The sequence below is a fragment of the Methylibium sp. genome, from assembly GCF_013817365.1.
Lineage (GTDB): Bacteria > Pseudomonadota > Gammaproteobacteria > Burkholderiales > Burkholderiaceae_C > Methylibium.
Genome location: NZ_JACDCU010000035.1, coordinates 1 through 16,010, shown reverse-complemented (window position 1 = coordinate 16,010; position 16,010 = coordinate 1). Strand labels below are relative to the sequence as shown.

Here is a 16,010-nt window from a genome sequence, read left to right as displayed (position 1 = left end):
AGCTTCAGGAGCTTGGTGCTGCCCTCGACTCGCGCGGCATCCACGATGAGGGCCAGCCGCAGGTCGATCTTGGCGAAGTCTTCGATGGCGATGGTGGGTGCGAGCGCTTCGCCGCCGGGCAGCACGGCCGTGGCCGGGGCGCCGTTGCCGCTTTTCGCAACGGTTGTCGCAGGGGCAGCGGTCTCTGCCGGCGCTTCAAATAGCGCATCGACGAGCCCAGGGTCGACGCGCTGCAAAAGGTGCTCGTAGCTGCCAATCAAGTGCTCGCTCGGTAGATCAGTCATCAAGCTGCCCCATTCGAGTGGCTCGATCCGAAGAAACTCTTCAACGCGCCGCGCTGTTTCAGGGAGGATAGGTTTCAAAAATGCAGTAAGAAGTCGGAAGCCTTCCAGTGTGACCGTGCATATCCAGTGCAGTCGATCACGCGACTGGTTGTCATCGAGTTTCGCTAGCGCCCAAGGACGTTTGTCGTCGAAATTAGCGTTCAACAGGTCCGCAGCTTGAGCGATGAGTCGAACTGCTTCCGAAAATTTGCGCTCATCGAAGCAAGCCTTAATCTTCACCGCGTCATTGCGGATCGACTCGATCACATCGCCTTCTAATGAAGCCGCCCAACTACGTGAATCTGCGCCGCCATGCTGATACTTGGCAAGTCGGCCTTCGAAGCGTTTTCCAATAAAACCCGCCGCCCGGCTGGCGATATTCACGTACTTGCCGACCAAGTCGCTGTTCACCCGCGCCACGAAATCGTCCGGGTTGAAATCGACATCCTCCACCTTGCCGTTCAGCTTGGCCGCCAGGTAGTAGCGCAGCCATTCGGGATTGAGCCCGAGTTCCAGATAGCGCAGCGGATCGATGCCGGTGCCGCGGCTCTTGCTCATCTTCTCGCCGCTGACTGTGATGAAGCCGTGCACGAACACATGGTCGGGCGTCCTGCGGCCGCTGAAGTGCAGCATCGCCGGCCAGAACAGCGTGTGGAAGTAAGTGATGTCCTTGCCGATGAAATGCACCTGCTCCGTCGCCGGATCGGCCATGAACTCGTCGAAGGTGCGCGCCTCGCCGCGCTCGCGGGCCTTGCCCGAATCGAAATAGCTCTTGAGCGAAGCCAAGTAGCCGATCGGCGCGTCGAGCCACACGTAGAAGTACTTGCCCGGCGCGTCGGGAATCTCGATGCCGAAATAGGGCGCGTCGCGCGAAATGTCCCAGTCGGCCAGGCCGCCGTGGCCGAACTCGTCGAAGGTGAACCATTCCTTGATCTTGTTGAGCACCTCGGCCTGCAGCCGCGGCGAGCCGTCCTGTCCGGCTCCGATCGTCCATTCCTGCAGGAACTCGATGCAGCGCGAGGAGCTGAGCTGGAAGAAATGGTGCTCGCTGCTCTTTCTCACTGGCGTAGCGCCGGTGAGCGTGGAGTACGGGTGCTTGAGCTCGGTCGGCGCGTAGACCGCGCCGCAGACTTCGCAGGAGTCGCCGTACTGATTCTTCGCGCCGCACTTCGGGCATTCGCCCTTGATGTAGCGGTCGGGCAGGAACATGCCCTTGACCGGATCGAAGAACTGCTCGACGTCACGCGTGAAGATCAGCCCGTTCCTGCGCAGTGCGCGGTAGGTGTCCTGGGCGAGCTGGTGGTTCTCGGGCGCGTCGGTCGAGTGCCAGTGGTCGAAGCCGATGTGAAAGCCGTCGAGATACGGCTTGCGGCCCGCCGCGATGTCGGCCACGAACTGCTGCGGCGTCTTGCCGGCCTTCTCCGCCGCGATCATGATCGGCGCGCCGTGCGCATCGTCGGCGCCGACGAAGTGCACCGCGTGGCCCTGCATCCGTTGAAAACTCACCCAGATATCGGCCTGGATGTACTCCATCATGTGGCCGATGTGGAACGGCCCGTTGGCGTAGGGCAGGGCAGTGGTGACGAAGAGCTGGCGCGGCATGTGCGATAAGACCGGAAGTTGGGGCCGGGAATGAGGCAGTGCCCACTTCGATTGTAGGTGTGCACTTGTGGCGCATCGCCTTGCAGGACGGCGGCTGGCGGCTCGTTGCAGCGCCGTTGCGAGGCTGCGAAGCTACTGGATTTCCCTCCCCTTCACGGGGCTGGCACAGCCACGCAATGCCGGCTCGCGATGAAGCGCTCGGATAGACTCGTGAGCTCTTTTGCAACACCTGCATCGCTCCCATGTCCCCGTCTCCCGCATTGACCGATAGCGCCGTGCTCGATGCGCTGAAGAGCGTCATCGACCCAAACACCGGCCGCGATTTCGTGTCGACGCGGCAGGTGAAGAACCTGCGCGTCGAGGGCGGCGACGTCGCCTTCGACGTCGAACTCGGCTACCCCGCCAAGAGCCAGATCGCGACGCTGCGCAAGGCGCTGATCGCGGCGACGCGCCAGCTCGCGGGTGTGGAAAACGTCAGCGTCAACATCGCCACCAAGGTCATCCCGCATGCCGTTCAGCGCGGCGTGCAATTGATGCCCAACGTGAAGAACATCATCGCGGTAGCCTCGGGCAAGGGCGGCGTCGGCAAGAGCACGACCGCTGTGAACCTGGCCCTGGCGCTGGCCGCCGAGGGCGCCTCGGTCGGCATGCTCGACGCCGACATCTACGGCCCCAGCCAGCCCATGATGCTGGGCATCGAAGGCCGTCCCGAAAGCGCCGATGGCCAGAGCATGGAGCCGATGGAAAACTACGGCGTGCAGGTCATGTCGATCGGCTTTCTGGTCGATTCCGGCGACCCGATGATCTGGCGCGGCCCCATGGCCACGCAGGCGCTCGAGCAGATGCTCAAGCAGACCAACTGGCGTGATCTCGACTACCTCATCGTCGACATGCCGCCTGGCACCGGCGACATCCAGCTCACGCTCAGCCAGCGCGTGCCGCTCACCGGCGCGATCATCGTCACCACACCGCAGGATATCGCGTTGCTGGATGCCCGCAAGGGCCTGAAGATGTTCGAGAAGGTCGGCGTGCCGATCCTCGGCGTGGTCGAGAACATGGCGGTTCACATCTGTACGAACTGCGGCCACCAGGAGCATATCTTCGGCTCTGAAGGCGGCAAGAAGATGAGCACGGAGTACGGGGTCGAGTACCTGGGCGGCCTGCCGCTGAGCATGGCCATCCGCGAGCAGGCCGATGCCGGCCGGCCCAGCGTGGTGAGCGACCCCGACGGCGAGATCGCCGCGCTCTACAAGACAGTCGCGCGCAAGGTGGCGGTGAAGATCGCCGAGAAGGCCAAAGATTATTCGGCCAAGTTCCCGACGATTTCCATTTCCAAGACGACCTGAGCGAGAGACACCATGCAATCAGGCGAGCGCGCTGCGGTGCGACCCGCCGTCTCGGTGGCGGTGGTGGTGGAACGCGAGGCCAAGCCGAACCGCTGGGAAGACTGGCGTTTTCGCATCGTCGAGGTACTGCCCGACGAGCCGGCCTTCGGCCGCGAGCCGCGCCTGCTGCGCGACGACGGCAAGACGGCGCGCTGGCTGTACCCCGGGTTCACCGTGGCGCTGTACCGCGACGAGTGCGAGGGCTACTACCTCAACCTCACCTCGGGCTCGCCGGTGTGGTTCGTGGTGTGGCGCATCGGTGAGACCGACCCGCCCGTGGCCACGCCCGAGATCGTGAGCGTGTCCTACAACGAGGCCGGCCGCTGGCTGGACGCGCAGGAGCGCGTCGACAACCTGCCGTTACCGGCCGAGACCGCGGCCTGGCTGCAGGCGTACACCGACGAACACTACCGGCCCGAGGTCAAGCAGCGACGCCGCCCCGCGTCCTTCAAGGCTCCCCAGCAGCGATGAGCGACGACAACTTTCTCTCACGATGGTCGCGGCGCAAGGCCGACGTGAAGACCGGCCGGCCGGATGGCGGCGCACCGGGCCCTGTGCCGGCGACGCTCGAGCCGACGCCGGTGCTCTCGCCCGAGTCCGAGCGCGTTGCCCACCCGGTATCAGCACCGGTGGTGGCACGCGCTTCGATCGACGCCGGTCATGAACAAGGCGCCGGCACGGCGCTGTTGGGTCCGACGGCTCTTGAGCCTTCTGCGCAAGCCGCGTCGGCGCCGCCTGCGCCGCCTGCGCCGACGCTCGAGGATGTCGTCGCGCTCGTGCCGGGCGACGAGATCTCGCGCTTCGTCGCCTTCGGCGTCGACGAGAACGTCAAGCGGGCCGCCGTCAAGAAGCTGTTCACCGACCCGCGCTACAACATCATGGACGGGCTCGATGTGTACATCGACGACTACGGCAAGCCCGACCCGATCCCGATGGCGATGCTGCGCAAGATGAACCAGTCGAAGTTTCTCGGACTGTTCGCCGAGGAAGAAGCCGCCGAGGCGCTGGAAGCCGAACGCCTGGCTGCAACCGGTTCGCAAGCAGCCGTCTGCGGGCCCGCCGGTGACTCGCTGGCGGCGGCGCCCGAACCCGCCGAGGCTTTGGCCGAAGACCCGGCTCTTTCCCCCGCATCTACCCAGGCAGCGGACCCGACAGCCCCTGCCGCGACCGTGCCCCACGACACCCATGAAGACCCTGATCTGCAACTGCAACCAGACGATGCCGCTCGACGGCCCGGCGCTGAAATCGGCGCTGGGCGCGAGCGCGGCTGACGGTCTCGAGACCGTTCACACGCTGCTGTGCCGCCGCGAGGCCGGCGCTTTCCAGCGCGCGGCCAAATCGGGCGAGGATCTGCTCGTCGCCTGCACCCAGGAGCAGCGCCTCTTTCTCGAACTCAATGGCGAGACCGAGGGCGCGCCCAGCGTGCTGGAGCGGCCGATCCGCTTCGTCAACATCCGCGAGACAGCCGGCTGGAGCAGCGCCGCCAAGGCCGCGCCTGCCTCGCTCACGCCCAAGATCGCCGCGCTGATCGCCGCGGCGCAGCTGCCCGAGCCCGAGCCGGTGCCTTTCGTGAGCTACCGATCGGGCGGGCGCCTGCTCGTCGTCGGTTCGGCCGACGCCGCCCAGCGTGCGGCGCAAATGCTGCAGGACAAGCTCGATGTCTCGCTCCTGCTCGATGTCTCTGGCGGCACGCTGCCGCAGGTGCGCACGCTGCCGGTGGCGGCCGGTCGGGTCACGAAGATCGAAGGCTGGCTCGGCGCCTTCGAGGTGAGCTGGGAATCGGGCAATCCGATCGACCTGGACCTGTGCACGCGCTGCAATGCCTGCATCGACGCCTGCCCGGAAGCCGCGATCGACTTCAGCTACCAGATCGACCTGGCGATGTGCAAGAGCCACCGCGACTGCGTGCGCGTGTGCGACGCGGCCGGCGCCATCGATTTCAGCCGCGCTCCCAGCCAGACCACCGAGCGCTACGACCTGGTGCTCGATCTCGGCACCGACGCGCTGATCACGCTGCACCAGCCGCCACAGGGCTATTTCCGTGTCGATCCGGCCCGGGGCGAGGCGTCGCTGATCGACGCGGTGCTCCAGTTGCGCGAGCTGGTCGGCGAATTCGAGAAACCCAAGTTCTTCAACTACAAGCAAAAGCTCTGCGCCCACAGCCGCAACGAGCGCGAAGGCTGCACGGCCTGCATCGACGTCTGCTCGGCCCAGGCGATCAGCAGCCGTCGCACCGAGAACGGCCCGGAGAAGGGCGGCATCGCCGTCAACCCGAACCTGTGCGTAGGCTGCGGTGCCTGCACCACCGTGTGTCCGAGCGGCGCGCTGACCTACGCCACACCCGGCCCTGCGCACCTGGGCCAGCGCCTGCGCACTTTGCTCGGTACCTACCGCAAGGCTGGCGGCTTGACGCTCGCAGGCGGCCCTGTGCTGCTGCTGCACAGCCAGGGCGCCGGGGCGGAGCTGATCGGCGCACTCGGCCGCGCGGCGCGCGTTGGAGAGCGTCGACCAGGGGCTTCGGGCGCGCAGGTTGCGGTGCCGGCGCGTACCGGCACGGCGGCGTCGGTGCTGGCGCGTCTGGGCCTTCCCGGCGGCGCGGCGTCGCGAGCACAGAGTCCGGCAGCCACGGTGCGTGGCGTGCCGGCGCATGTGATGCCGGTCGATCTATTCCACACCGCCTCGGTCGGCCTCGACCTCTGGCTCGCCGCGGTCGCCTACGGCGCTTCGGCCGTCTGGGTGCTGATGACCGACGAGGAAGCGCCGGCCTACCGCGAGGCGGTCGCCGCCCAGCTCGGCGTCGGTCAGGCCATCCTCGCCGGCCTGGGCTACAGCGGCCGGCACCTGCAGCTCGTCACCGCCAGCGACGTGGCTGCACTCGACGCTGCGCTCAACGAGGCGCCGACCGGAGCAGGGCAGACCGTTTCCCAACCAGCCGCCTTCGCAGTGCAGGCGGACAAGCGCGCCACCCTCGAGCTGGCCATCGACCATCTCCTGGCCCAGGCGCCGCAAAAGGCCGAGGCCATCGCCTTGCCCGCCGCCTCGCCGTTCGGCAGCCTGCGCATCGACACCGCCAAATGCACGATGTGCCTGAGCTGCGTGGGCGCCTGTCCGGAGAGCGCGCTCGGCGACAACCCCGATCGTCCGCAGCTCAAGTTCACCGAAAAGAACTGCGTGCAGTGCGGCCTGTGCGTGGGCACCTGCCCTGAGAACGCACTGGCCCTGGACCCTCGCCTGTGGCTGGCCGATGGCGGCAAGGCGCGCAAGCAGCCGCGCGTGCTGCACGAGATGCAGCCCTGGTCGTGCGTCAAGTGCGGCAAGCCCTTCGGCACGCAGGGGGCGATCGAGGCGATGCTCGGCAAGCTGGCCGGCCACTCGATGTTTCAGGGCGCGGCGCTCGAGCGCCTGAAGATGTGCGGCGATTGCCGCGTCATCGACCTGCACACGAACCCCGATGAAGTTCGCATCACCGATTTTTGAGCCGTCGCTCGAGCGATCCGCCGGAGCCCCTCGTTCATGAAGCCGCAGCCTTTGCAGTTCAGCACCCCCGACGACCGCGAGGAGCTGGCACGCGCCGAGGTTTACGGCCTGCTCGCGCAACTGTTTATCGCGGCACCCGCCGCGGATTTTTACGAGCAGTTGCGCGTGGCACCGACCGAGGCACCCACGCCCGGCGCCTTTCTCGAGTCGAGCTGGGGCACGCTGGTGGCGAGCGCCCGGCGCTTGCCGCTGGAGACGGTCGCGACCGAGTACGACGCCTTGTTTCAGGGCATCGGCAAGCCCGAGGTCTTTCTGTACGGCTCCTTCCACCTGGCCGGCGCGATCAACGACAAGCCGCTAGTACAGCTTCGCCACGACCTGCGCGCGCTGGGGCTCGAGCGAATCGACTCGGCCGGGGAAACCGAGGATCACATCGCCAGCCTGTGCGAAGTCATGCGCTTTCTGATCGCCGGCGACGACCCTGTGCTCGGTTCGCTCGCGGCGCAAAAGCGCTTTCATTCGGACCATCTCGCCGGCTGGACTGAGCGCCTGTGCGAACAGATCGCCGGCCATGGGCGGGCGGACTTCTACCGCGATGCGGCGCTGTTCGCGCGTGATTTTTTCGCGGTCGAGCGCCAGGCGTTCGACCTGTTGGAGTGAGCAGACGCCAGTGCGCGGTTTGTCAAGGCCGCGAGTCTTGAGAAGCGAGGGGGCGGCAGGTCGTCTGAGCCGGCTGCCTGCCCGGTGGACGACCCGGCGCGGGTGTAGCGCGCAGCCCATTGCAGCGAACTACGGTCGAACCCCATTGACGCGAGGTAAGCGGCGCGCTTGAATGTATACATATGCAAGGCATTGCAGAGTTCAATCCCCAGCTTGTGGAGATGTCCATGACCAAAACCGTCAAATCTTCCGCTGCGCCCGTTGGGCGCCGTGGCCTGCTGATCGGTGCCGGCGTCGCCGGTGCTACAGCCGTTGTCGCAGGCAAGTTGAGCGCCGTCGCGCCCGCGGCGACGGAAGTTTCGGCCGCCGGAGCGGCGCTGGCCGACACTCAGTCGGGCTACCGCCTCACTGCGCACGTGCAGCGCTACTACCAAACCACCAAAGTCTGAGCCGGAGGCCCTATGTTGCTCACGCGCAAGTCGCCTGAAGCGGGCTTCGGCTCGCCTGTTTCCTCGCTGGTTTCCAGCCTGTCGCGCGGCGTTTCGCGCGCCATTCCCACCATGGACCGGCGTGCCTTCCTGCGCCGCTCGGGCCTGGGCGTGGGCGCCGGTCTGGCCGCGGGTCAGCTCACGCTGATGCGTAAGGCGCAGGCCGCTGACGAGGTCAAGGCGGCCGATGCCGGCGCCGGCCAGGTTTCGGTGCGGCGCACGGTGTGCGGCCACTGTTCGGTGGGCTGCGCGGTCGATGCGGTGGTCGAGAACGGCGTGTGGGTCCGCCAGGAGCCGGTGTTCGACTCGCCTATCAATCTGGGCGCCCACTGCGCCAAGGGCGCGGCATTGCGCGAGCACGGCCGCGGCGAATATCGCCTCAAGTACCCGATGAAGCTGGTGGGCGGCAAGTACGAACGCATCACCTGGGACCAGGCGCTCAACGAGATCAGCGCCAAGATGCTGGAGCTCAAGAAGGCGAGCGGCCCGGACTCGGTGTTCATCGTCGGCTCGAGCAAGCACAACAACGAGCAGTCGTACCTGATGCGCAAGTGGGTGAGCCTGTGGGGCAGCAACAACTGCGACCACCAGGCCCGCATCTGCCACTCCACCACGGTCGCGGGCGTCGCCAACACCTGGGGTTACGGGGCGATGACCAACTCCTACAACGACATGCAGAACAGCAAGGCTGCGATGTACATCGGCAGCAACGCTGCCGAGGCGCATCCGGTGTCGCTGCTGCACATGCTGCATGCCAAGGAGAACGGCTGCAAGATGATCGTGGTCGATCCGCGCTTCACGCGCACCGCCGCCAAGGCCGACGACTTCGTGCGCATCCGCTCGGGCTCGGACATTCCCTTCCTGTTCGGCGTGCTGCACCAGATCTTCAAGAACGGCTGGGAAGACAAGCAGTACATCAACGATCGCGTCTACGGCATGGACAAGGTCCGTGAAGACGTGATGGCCAAGTGGACGCCGGACAAGGTCGAGGAGGCCTGCGGCGTCGATGAGGCGACGATCTACAAGGTCGCCGAAACCCTGGCGAAGAACCGTCCCAGCACCATCGTGTGGTGCATGGGCCAGACCCAGCACTCGATCGGCAACGCCATGGTGCGGGCCTCCTGCATCCTGCAGCTGGCCCTCGGCAACATCGGTGTGTCGGGCGGCGGCGCTAACATCTTCCGCGGCCACGACAACGTGCAGGGCGCCACCGACGTCGGCCCCAATCCCGACTCGCTGCCCGGCTACTACGGCTTGGCCGAAGGTTCGTGGAAGCACTACGCCACGGTCTGGGGCCTCGACTACGAGTGGATCAAGGCGCAGTACGCGCCGGGCATGATGACCAAGCCTGGCATGACCGTCTCGCGCTGGATCGACGGCGTGCTCGAAGACAACGAGCTGATCGACCAGGACAGCAACCTGCGCGGCCTGTTCTTCTGGGGCCATGCGCCGAACTCGCAGTCGCGCGGGCTCGAGATGAAGAAGGCGATGGACAAGCTCGACCTGCTGGTCGTGGTCGATCCCTACCCTTCGGCAACGGCGGCCATGGCGGCGATGCCGGGCAAGCCCGAGGAGCTCAACCCCAACCGCGCGGTCTATCTGCTGCCCGCGTGCTCGCAGTTCGAGACCAGCGGATCGGTCACCGCCTCCAATCGTTCGCTGCAATGGCGCGAGAAGGTCATCGAGCCGCTTTGGGAGAGCCGCACCGACCACATGATCATGTACCAGCTCGCCGAGAAGCTCAATTTCGGCAAGGAACTGGTCAAGAGCATGAAGCTGATCGCCGGCAAGGGCGGCATGATGGAGCCGGAGCCCGAGTCGATGCTGCGCGAGATCAACCGCAGCAACTGGACCATCGGCTACACCGGCCAGAGCCCGGAGCGCCTGAAGGCCCACATGCGCAACATGCATGTGTTCGACGTGAAGACCTTGCGCGCCAAGGGCGGCATCGACAAGGAGACCGGCTACAAGCTCGACGGCGACTACTTCGGGCTGCCGTGGCCGTGCTACGGCACGCCCGAGATCAAGCACCCGGGCTCGCCGAACCTGTACATGACCACCCGGACAATGATGGATGGCGGCGGCAACTTCCGCGCCAACTTCGGCGTCGAGCGCGACGGCGTCAACCTCTTGGCCGAGGACGGCTCGCACAGCAAGGACGCCGAGATCACCACCGGCTATCCCGAGTTCGACCATGTCCTGATGAAGAAACTCGGCTGGTGGGACGACCTGACCGATGCCGAGAAGAAAGGAGCCGAAGGCAAGAACTGGAAGACCGACCTGTCGGGCGGCATCCAGCGCGTGGTGATGGCGCACAACTGCCACCCCTGGGGCAATGCCAAAGCGCGTGCGCTCGTCTGGAATTTCCCCGACCCTGTGCCGCAGCACCGCGAGCCGCTCTATTCGACGCGCCCGGATCTCGTCGCCAAGTACCCGACGCACGACGACAAGAAGGCCTTCTGGCGCCTGCCGACCCTGTTCAAGACGATTCAGGACAAGAACAAGGACATCGGCAAGGCCTTCCCGCTCATCATGACCAGCGGACGGCTGGTCGAGTACGAAGGCGGCGGCGAGGAGACGCGCTCGAACCCCTACCTGGCCGAGTTGCAGCAGGAGATGTTCGTCGAGATCAATCCGCGCGCGGCCAACGACCGCGGCATCCGCAACGGCGACGACGTGTGGGTCAAGTCGCCGACCGGCGCGCGCCTGAAGGTCAAGGCACTCGTGACCGAGCGGGTCAATCACGAGACGGTATTCCTGCCCTTCCACTTCTCCGGCCACTGGCAGGGCGTGGATCTGGCGCCGTACTACCCGGCGGGCGCGATGCCGGTGGTGCGTGGCGAGGCGGTCAACACGGCGACCACGTATGGCTACGACAGCGTGACGATGATGCAGGAGACCAAGACCTCGCTGTGCCAGATCGAGAAGTACGCCGCCTGATCACGAAAAAACCAGACATCCGGAGATCGACATGGCAAGAATGAAATTCATCTGCGACGCCGAGCGCTGCATCGAATGCAACGGCTGCGTCACCGCCTGCAAGGCCGAGCACGAAGTGCCCTGGGGCGTGAACCGCCGGCGCGTGGTCACGCTCAACGACGGCGTCCCGGGCGAGCGCAGCATCTCGGTGGCCTGCATGCATTGCTCCGACGCGCCCTGCATGGCGGTGTGCCCGGTCGACTGCTTCTACCGCACCGACGACGGCGTGGTGCTGCACGACAAGGACACCTGCATCGGTTGCGGCTACTGCTCCTACGCCTGCCCCTTCGGCGCGCCGCAGTTCCCGACCAACGGCACCTTCGGCCTGCGCGGCAAGATGGACAAGTGCACCTTCTGCGCCGGCGGCCCGGAGGCCAACGGCTCCGAAGCCGAGTTCGAGAAGTACGGCACCAACCGCCTGGCCGAAGGGAAGCTTCCGGCCTGCGCCGAGATGTGCTCGACCAAGGCGCTGCTCGGCGGCGACGGCGACGTGGTGGCCGACATCTTCCGCACCCGCGTGATGCAACGTGGCAAGGGCTCCGAGGTCTGGGGCTGGGGCACCGCCTACGGCCAGCCGCCGGCCGGCGCGAACGGCAAGCCCGGTGCGCAGTCCAAGGCGGAAGGCGTCAAGTCATGAAGGGCCTCACGATCGGACGGAGCCTGGGTGCGGCGGTGTTCGCGGTCGCGGCGCTCGGCTTGGCCGGCTGTGGCGAAGAGCCGCAACAGGGTACTCAGACGGAACGCAAGGTCGACACCCAGGCCTGGGACGGCGCTCAAGCCAAGTTCACGGCCGATGGATGGAAAGCGGGCGATCGCGCGAGTTGGGAGCGTCAGCTCAAGGAGCGCAGCCAGCGACAGAACGAGTACGTGCGTATCCGTTGAATTGCGCGATAACGCCTAAGGACCGCCACGATGAGAACCCTCCCCAGGTTGCTGGCCGCTTGTTTTTTGGCGATGCTGGCCAATACCGCTGCGGCCCAGTACGACGCTGGCGCCCCGAGCGCAACGCCTGCAACACCGTTGGCGATCGACGACGCCCGGATCGATGAGACGAACGCCGAACGCGCCCAGAGCCAGCCCGGCAACAACGCACCGTTCTGGCGCGGAGTGCGTGAGTCGGGCGAGAACCCCGGCTACAGCAGCCTGCCGGGCGCCGAAAAAGGCGTGCTGATCCAGGAGTTCGTGCAGTATCCGGGTTCGCGTTTCACCACGGCCGGCGAGGCTTGGCGGCAGGTGCGCAACGCCTGGATCATTCCATATGGTGGTGCACTGCTGTTGATCGTCGTCGTCGCTATCGGGTTGTTCTACGTAGCCAAGGGCGCGATCGGTCTGCATGGCGCCGAAAGCGGCCGGGTGATCGAGCGTTTCACCTACTTCGAGCGCGCGGCCCACTGGACCAACGCGATCGCTTTCGTGAGCCTGGCGATCTCCGGCATCGTGATGGCCTTCGGCAAGTTCTTTTTACTGCCCATCATGGGTGGCACGCTGTTCGGTTGGCTCAGTTATGCACTCAAGAACCTGCACAACTTTGCCGGGCCGGTGTTTGCCGTCTCGCTGACCGTCGTGTTCTTGACCTTTCTGCGCAGCAACTGGATTCGCAGGGAAGACATCACGTGGCTCAAGAAGGGCGGCGGCATGCTTTCCGGAAAGGAGGTGCCGTCAGGGCGCTTCAACGCCGGCGAAAAGCTGGTTTTCTGGGGAGGCGTGTTGTTCCTGGGACTTATCGTGATCGGCTCGGGTCTGGTGCTCGACAAGTTGATTCCCGGCATGGCGTATACGCGCGGCGACATGCAGATCGCCAACATGGTCCATGGCGTGGCCGCCGTGGCGATGATGTGCGTGTTTCTCGGCCACATCTACATCGGCACGATCGGAATGAAGGGCGCCTACAAGGCCATGCGTACCGGCTATGTCGACGAGACCTGGGCGCGCGAGCACCACGAGTATTGGTACAACGATATCAAGGCCGGCAAGATCCCTGCCCAGCGCTCGGCGAGTGCGCCGGCAGAAGGCAAACCGCAGGCCGCGGTGTGACTTTAAAGACTCAACGGAGAACGCAGATGCGTGCACCTCGACTCAGCGCCCTGTTCATTGCCGCAGCCTTTGCCGGGGCCGCCATGGCCAAACTGCCGGCTCCGAGCCCGGAGGCTGCGGCGAAGGCGGCCGAGGCCAAGGACAAGGCGGCCTGGACTGCCAAGGCTGGCGCCTATCAGCTTTGCAAATCGCAGGAAAAGACTGCTGAGCGCTACCAGGCCGATGCCAGCAAGGCCGGCCGGGACGTGAAGCCGGGCGCGGCGGGAGCAGCCTGTACCGATCCCGGGCCTTACGTCCCCCCGACGGCGGCACCGGCGGCCGCGGCCACTCCGGCATCGGCACCGGACAAAAAGTCCTGAAGCGCGGGCTTCGCGCCACATAAGCCGCCTGCGGGCGGCTTGTTCTTTTTGTGCGCTCGACGAGCGTGACCGTCCGCGCGAATCACTCTCGCTGCGGCTTTACGGCCGCCCGAGTGCGGTGCGGCATCGCTTGTGTAGAGTGCGCGGATGGCCCCTGAAATCTTCCTGACCGACGCTCGAAGCCCTCTGACGCAGGAGGTCGAGGTGCTCGACGAGCACGGCCAGCGCCGACGCATCTCGATCCCGGCCGAGCGGGCGCTGACCGTGTTCGTCGACCGGCGCGAACTGGTCACGCTGATGACCTTGGGTGCGGCGCCCGAGTTGCTGGTGATCGGTTACCTGCGCAACCAGCGCCTGATCGACGCCATCGACGACATCGAGTCGGTGACGGTCGACTGGGATGTCGCCGCCGCCGCGGTGAAGACCCGCCGTGGCGTGGCGGATTTCGAGAAGAAGACCGCCAAGCGCGTCGTGACCACCGGCTGCGGGCAGGGCACGGTGTTCGGCAACCTGATGGACGAACTCGACCGTGTCGATCTGGCCGGCCCGACCGATCCGGCCGGCCGCCTCGACCAGGCTACGCTCTACGGTTTGCTGGACGCGATGCGCCGCCAGGAGAGCACCTACAAGTCGGCCGGCTCGGTGCACGGGTGCGCGCTGTTTCGCGGCGACGAACTGCTGACCTTCGTGGAGGACGTCGGCCGTCACAACGCCATCGACACCATCGCCGGCTGGATGTGGCTGCAGGGCATCGATGGCCGCGACAAGATCTTCTATACCACCGGGCGCCTGACGAGCGAGATGGTGATCAAGTCGGCGCAGATGGGCGTGGCCATCGTGGTGTCGCGCTCGGGCATCACGCAGATGGGACACGAACTGGCCACCAAGCTCGGCCTGGCGCTGTTCGGCCGCGCGACCAATCGACACTTCATCTGCTACAGCGGTTTCGAGCGCTTCGACTCGCAACCGGAGATCGCTCGGCCCGCGCCGGCAACGCAGGCCTCCTGATCGATCGCCGGCCGCTCGCCCGCGCATGCGAAGCGCGCCCAAAGCACCCGCAAGACGCCACCGTGGCTGCCTACAATCGCGCGAGCCCCGGGGACCGAGATGAGCATCAAGAGCGACAAGTGGATCCGCCGCATGGTCGAGCAGACCGGCATGATCGAGCCCTTCGAGCCAGGCCAGGTGCGCCATGCCCCCGATGGCCACAGGATCGTGAGCTACGGCACCAGCAGCTACGGCTACGACATCCGCTGCGCGCCGGAATTCAAGGTCTTCACCAACATTTACAGCACGGTGGTGGACCCGAAGAACTTCGACGAGAGAAGCTTTGTCGACATCAACGCCGACGTGTGCATTATCCCGCCCAACAGCTTTGCGCTGGCGAGGACGCTCGAGTACTTCCGCATTCCGCGCAACGTGCTGACCATCTGCCTGGGCAAGAGCACCTATGCGCGCTGCGGGATCATCGTCAACGTCACGCCCTTCGAACCCGAGTGGGAAGGTTTCGTGACCCTCGAGTTCAGCAACACCACGCCCTTGCCGGCCAAGATCTACGCGGGCGAGGGCTGTGCCCAGGTGCTGTTCTTCGAAAGCGACGAAGTCTGCGAGACCAGTTATAAGGACCGAGGCGGCAAGTACCAGGGCCAGCGCGGCGTCACCTTGCCCAAGACCTGATGCATCGGCAGGCACGCTGGAGGGGGTCCTCATGAAGTGGCGCGGCGAACGCGAAAGCAGCAATGTGGAAGACCGCCGCGGGATGGGCGGGCGCGGCGGGCTGCCGGGGATCGGCGGACGCGGCATCGGCGTCGGCACGATCGTCGTCGCGCTGGTGGCGGGCTGGATCTTCGGCATCAACCCGCTCACGGTGCTCGGCTTGCTCGAAGGCGGCGCGCCGGGCAGCGAGCAGGTGTCCGGCCCCCCGCCGGCGCCGCCCGCGGGTGACACGCAGGCGCAGTTCGTGGCGGTGGTGCTGGGGAGCACCGAAGACGTCTGGACGAAGATCTTTCGAACCGGCAATGCCGCTTACCAGCCACCCAAGCTCACCCTGTTTCGCGGCATGGTGCCCACCGCCTGCGGCAGCGGGCAGAGTGCCATGGGCCCGTTCTACTGCCCTGGCGACCAGAAAATCTACATCGATCTCGAGTTTTTCGAGACGCTCGCACAGCGCCTGGGCGCGCCGGGCGATTTCGCGCAGGCCTATGTGATTGCGCACGAGGTCGGCCACCACGTTCAGCAGTTGCTCGGCATCAGCGCCAAGGTCGAGGGCGCGCGGCGCAGCGGCAGCGAGGTCCAGGCCAATGCGCTGAGCGTGAGAACGGAACTGCAGGCCGACTGCTTCGCCGGCATCTGGGCCCACCATTCGCAGCAGGCCAAGGGCTGGCTGGAACAGGGCGACCTGGAGGAGGCGATGAACGCCGCCGCGCAGATCGGGGACGACACGCTGCAGCGGCGCTCGAAGGGGCAGGTGGTGCTGGAGAGCTTCACCCATGGCAGCAGCAAGCAGCGCATGCATTGGTTCCAGCGTGGCTTCGAGACCGGCAGCGTGGCCGACTGCAACACCTTCGACGTGCGCGGCTTGTGAGCCCGTGCCGGGACGCACGAACGCGCGTAGCGCGGCGCCGCTGAATCGAATCGAGAGCCTGAACCGAGCGGTTCAGGTTTCGAACAGACCCGGCATGTACGGCACGTCGACTTCAGCCG

At 66.0% G+C, this 16,010-nt stretch carries 15 protein-coding genes; 14 read left to right on the top strand and 1 reads right to left on the bottom strand.

The window, feature by feature from the left end; translation table 11 throughout:
- On the bottom strand, positions 1-1,925 hold a 1,925-nt coding region (gene metG, locus H0W38_RS04215), incomplete at its 3' end, for a methionine--tRNA ligase (protein WP_292451488.1).
- A 242-nt stretch (positions 1,926-2,167) separates the two neighbouring features.
- Here metG and apbC point away from each other — a divergent pair.
- The 14 genes from apbC (at position 2,168) to H0W38_RS04145 (ending at position 15,891) form a co-directional block, all read left to right on the top strand.
- Positions 2,168-3,271 carry an iron-sulfur cluster carrier protein ApbC gene (gene apbC / locus H0W38_RS04210; protein WP_292451486.1) on the top strand — a complete coding sequence of 368 codons (1,104 nt, stop codon included), beginning with the start codon at positions 2,168-2,170 and terminating at the stop codon, positions 3,269-3,271.
- 12 nt (positions 3,272-3,283) lie between these two features.
- Positions 3,284-3,781: a DUF3305 domain-containing protein gene (locus H0W38_RS04205; RefSeq protein WP_292451484.1), complete on the top strand. Its 498-nt coding sequence runs from the start codon at positions 3,284-3,286 to the stop codon at positions 3,779-3,781.
- A complete protein-coding gene (locus tag H0W38_RS04200; RefSeq protein ID WP_292451483.1) occupies positions 3,778-4,581 on the top strand; it encodes a DUF3306 domain-containing protein in 804 nt (267 codons plus the stop codon). Before H0W38_RS04205 ends, H0W38_RS04200 begins: the two co-directional genes overlap by 4 nt.
- On the top strand, positions 4,529-6,787 hold the full coding sequence (locus H0W38_RS04195) for a 4Fe-4S dicluster domain-containing protein (protein WP_292451490.1): 2,259 nt from the start codon (positions 4,529-4,531) through the stop codon (positions 6,785-6,787). Before H0W38_RS04200 ends, H0W38_RS04195 begins: the two co-directional genes overlap by 53 nt.
- 36 nt (positions 6,788-6,823) lie before the next feature.
- Positions 6,824-7,447: a molecular chaperone TorD family protein gene (locus H0W38_RS04190; protein WP_292451481.1), complete on the top strand. Its 624-nt coding sequence runs from the start codon at positions 6,824-6,826 to the stop codon at positions 7,445-7,447.
- Between the two features lie 227 nt (positions 7,448-7,674).
- A complete protein-coding gene (locus H0W38_RS04185; protein WP_292451479.1) occupies positions 7,675-7,896 on the top strand; it encodes a formate dehydrogenase in 222 nt (73 codons plus the stop codon).
- A gap of 12 nt (positions 7,897-7,908) precedes the next feature.
- Entirely contained in the window at positions 7,909-10,875 is a 2,967-nt protein-coding gene (locus tag H0W38_RS04180) for a formate dehydrogenase subunit alpha (protein WP_292451477.1), read from the top strand.
- A 31-nt stretch (positions 10,876-10,906) separates the two neighbouring features.
- Entirely contained in the window at positions 10,907-11,551 is a 645-nt protein-coding gene (fdh3B, locus tag H0W38_RS04175; protein WP_292448864.1) for a formate dehydrogenase FDH3 subunit beta, read from the top strand.
- Positions 11,548-11,796, top strand: coding sequence for a hypothetical protein (locus H0W38_RS04170; RefSeq protein ID WP_292451475.1), 249 nt, complete (start codon positions 11,548-11,550; stop codon positions 11,794-11,796). Before fdh3B ends, H0W38_RS04170 begins: the two co-directional genes overlap by 4 nt.
- 30 nt (positions 11,797-11,826) lie before the next feature.
- Positions 11,827-12,948, top strand: a complete 1,122-nt coding sequence (locus tag H0W38_RS04165) for a formate dehydrogenase subunit gamma (protein WP_292451473.1) — start codon at positions 11,827-11,829, stop codon at positions 12,946-12,948.
- Positions 12,949-13,031: 83 nt separating this feature from the next.
- The gene (locus H0W38_RS04160; RefSeq protein ID WP_292451471.1) at positions 13,032-13,307 is read left to right on the top strand and encodes a hypothetical protein; all 276 of its coding nucleotides are present in this window, start codon (positions 13,032-13,034) and stop codon (positions 13,305-13,307) included.
- Positions 13,308-13,454: 147 nt separating this feature from the next.
- Positions 13,455-14,315 carry a formate dehydrogenase accessory sulfurtransferase FdhD gene (locus tag H0W38_RS04155; RefSeq protein WP_292451469.1) on the top strand — a complete coding sequence of 287 codons (861 nt, stop codon included), beginning with the start codon at positions 13,455-13,457 and terminating at the stop codon, positions 14,313-14,315.
- A gap of 99 nt (positions 14,316-14,414) precedes the next feature.
- The gene (gene dcd / locus H0W38_RS04150) at positions 14,415-14,984 is read left to right on the top strand and encodes a dCTP deaminase (protein WP_292451467.1); all 570 of its coding nucleotides are present in this window, start codon (positions 14,415-14,417) and stop codon (positions 14,982-14,984) included.
- A 31-nt stretch (positions 14,985-15,015) separates the two neighbouring features.
- Entirely contained in the window at positions 15,016-15,891 is an 876-nt protein-coding gene (locus H0W38_RS04145) for a neutral zinc metallopeptidase (RefSeq protein WP_292451465.1), read from the top strand.
- The last annotated feature ends 119 nt before the right edge of the window (positions 15,892-16,010 follow it).

Excerpts from the sequence above, each read along its gene's own strand:
- apbC (WP_292451486.1), top strand. The coding sequence starts at position 2,168 with ATGTCCCCGTCTCCCGCATTGACCGATAGCGCCGTGCTCGATGCGCTG.
- H0W38_RS04205 (WP_292451484.1), top strand. The coding sequence starts at position 3,284 with ATGCAATCAGGCGAGCGCGCTGCGGTGCGACCCGCCGTCTCGGTGGCG.
- H0W38_RS04200 (WP_292451483.1), top strand. The coding sequence starts at position 3,778 with ATGAGCGACGACAACTTTCTCTCACGATGGTCGCGGCGCAAGGCCGAC.
- H0W38_RS04195 (WP_292451490.1), top strand. The coding sequence starts at position 4,529 with ATGCCGCTCGACGGCCCGGCGCTGAAATCGGCGCTGGGCGCGAGCGCG.
- H0W38_RS04190 (WP_292451481.1), top strand. The coding sequence starts at position 6,824 with ATGAAGCCGCAGCCTTTGCAGTTCAGCACCCCCGACGACCGCGAGGAG.
- H0W38_RS04185 (WP_292451479.1), top strand. The coding sequence starts at position 7,675 with ATGACCAAAACCGTCAAATCTTCCGCTGCGCCCGTTGGGCGCCGTGGC.
- H0W38_RS04180 (WP_292451477.1), top strand. The coding sequence starts at position 7,909 with ATGTTGCTCACGCGCAAGTCGCCTGAAGCGGGCTTCGGCTCGCCTGTT.
- fdh3B (WP_292448864.1), top strand. The coding sequence starts at position 10,907 with ATGGCAAGAATGAAATTCATCTGCGACGCCGAGCGCTGCATCGAATGC.
- H0W38_RS04170 (WP_292451475.1), top strand. The coding sequence starts at position 11,548 with ATGAAGGGCCTCACGATCGGACGGAGCCTGGGTGCGGCGGTGTTCGCG.
- H0W38_RS04165 (WP_292451473.1), top strand. The coding sequence starts at position 11,827 with ATGAGAACCCTCCCCAGGTTGCTGGCCGCTTGTTTTTTGGCGATGCTG.
- H0W38_RS04160 (WP_292451471.1), top strand. The coding sequence starts at position 13,032 with ATGGCCAAACTGCCGGCTCCGAGCCCGGAGGCTGCGGCGAAGGCGGCC.
- H0W38_RS04155 (WP_292451469.1), top strand. The coding sequence starts at position 13,455 with ATGGCCCCTGAAATCTTCCTGACCGACGCTCGAAGCCCTCTGACGCAG.
- dcd (WP_292451467.1), top strand. The coding sequence starts at position 14,415 with ATGAGCATCAAGAGCGACAAGTGGATCCGCCGCATGGTCGAGCAGACC.
- H0W38_RS04145 (WP_292451465.1), top strand. The coding sequence starts at position 15,016 with ATGAAGTGGCGCGGCGAACGCGAAAGCAGCAATGTGGAAGACCGCCGC.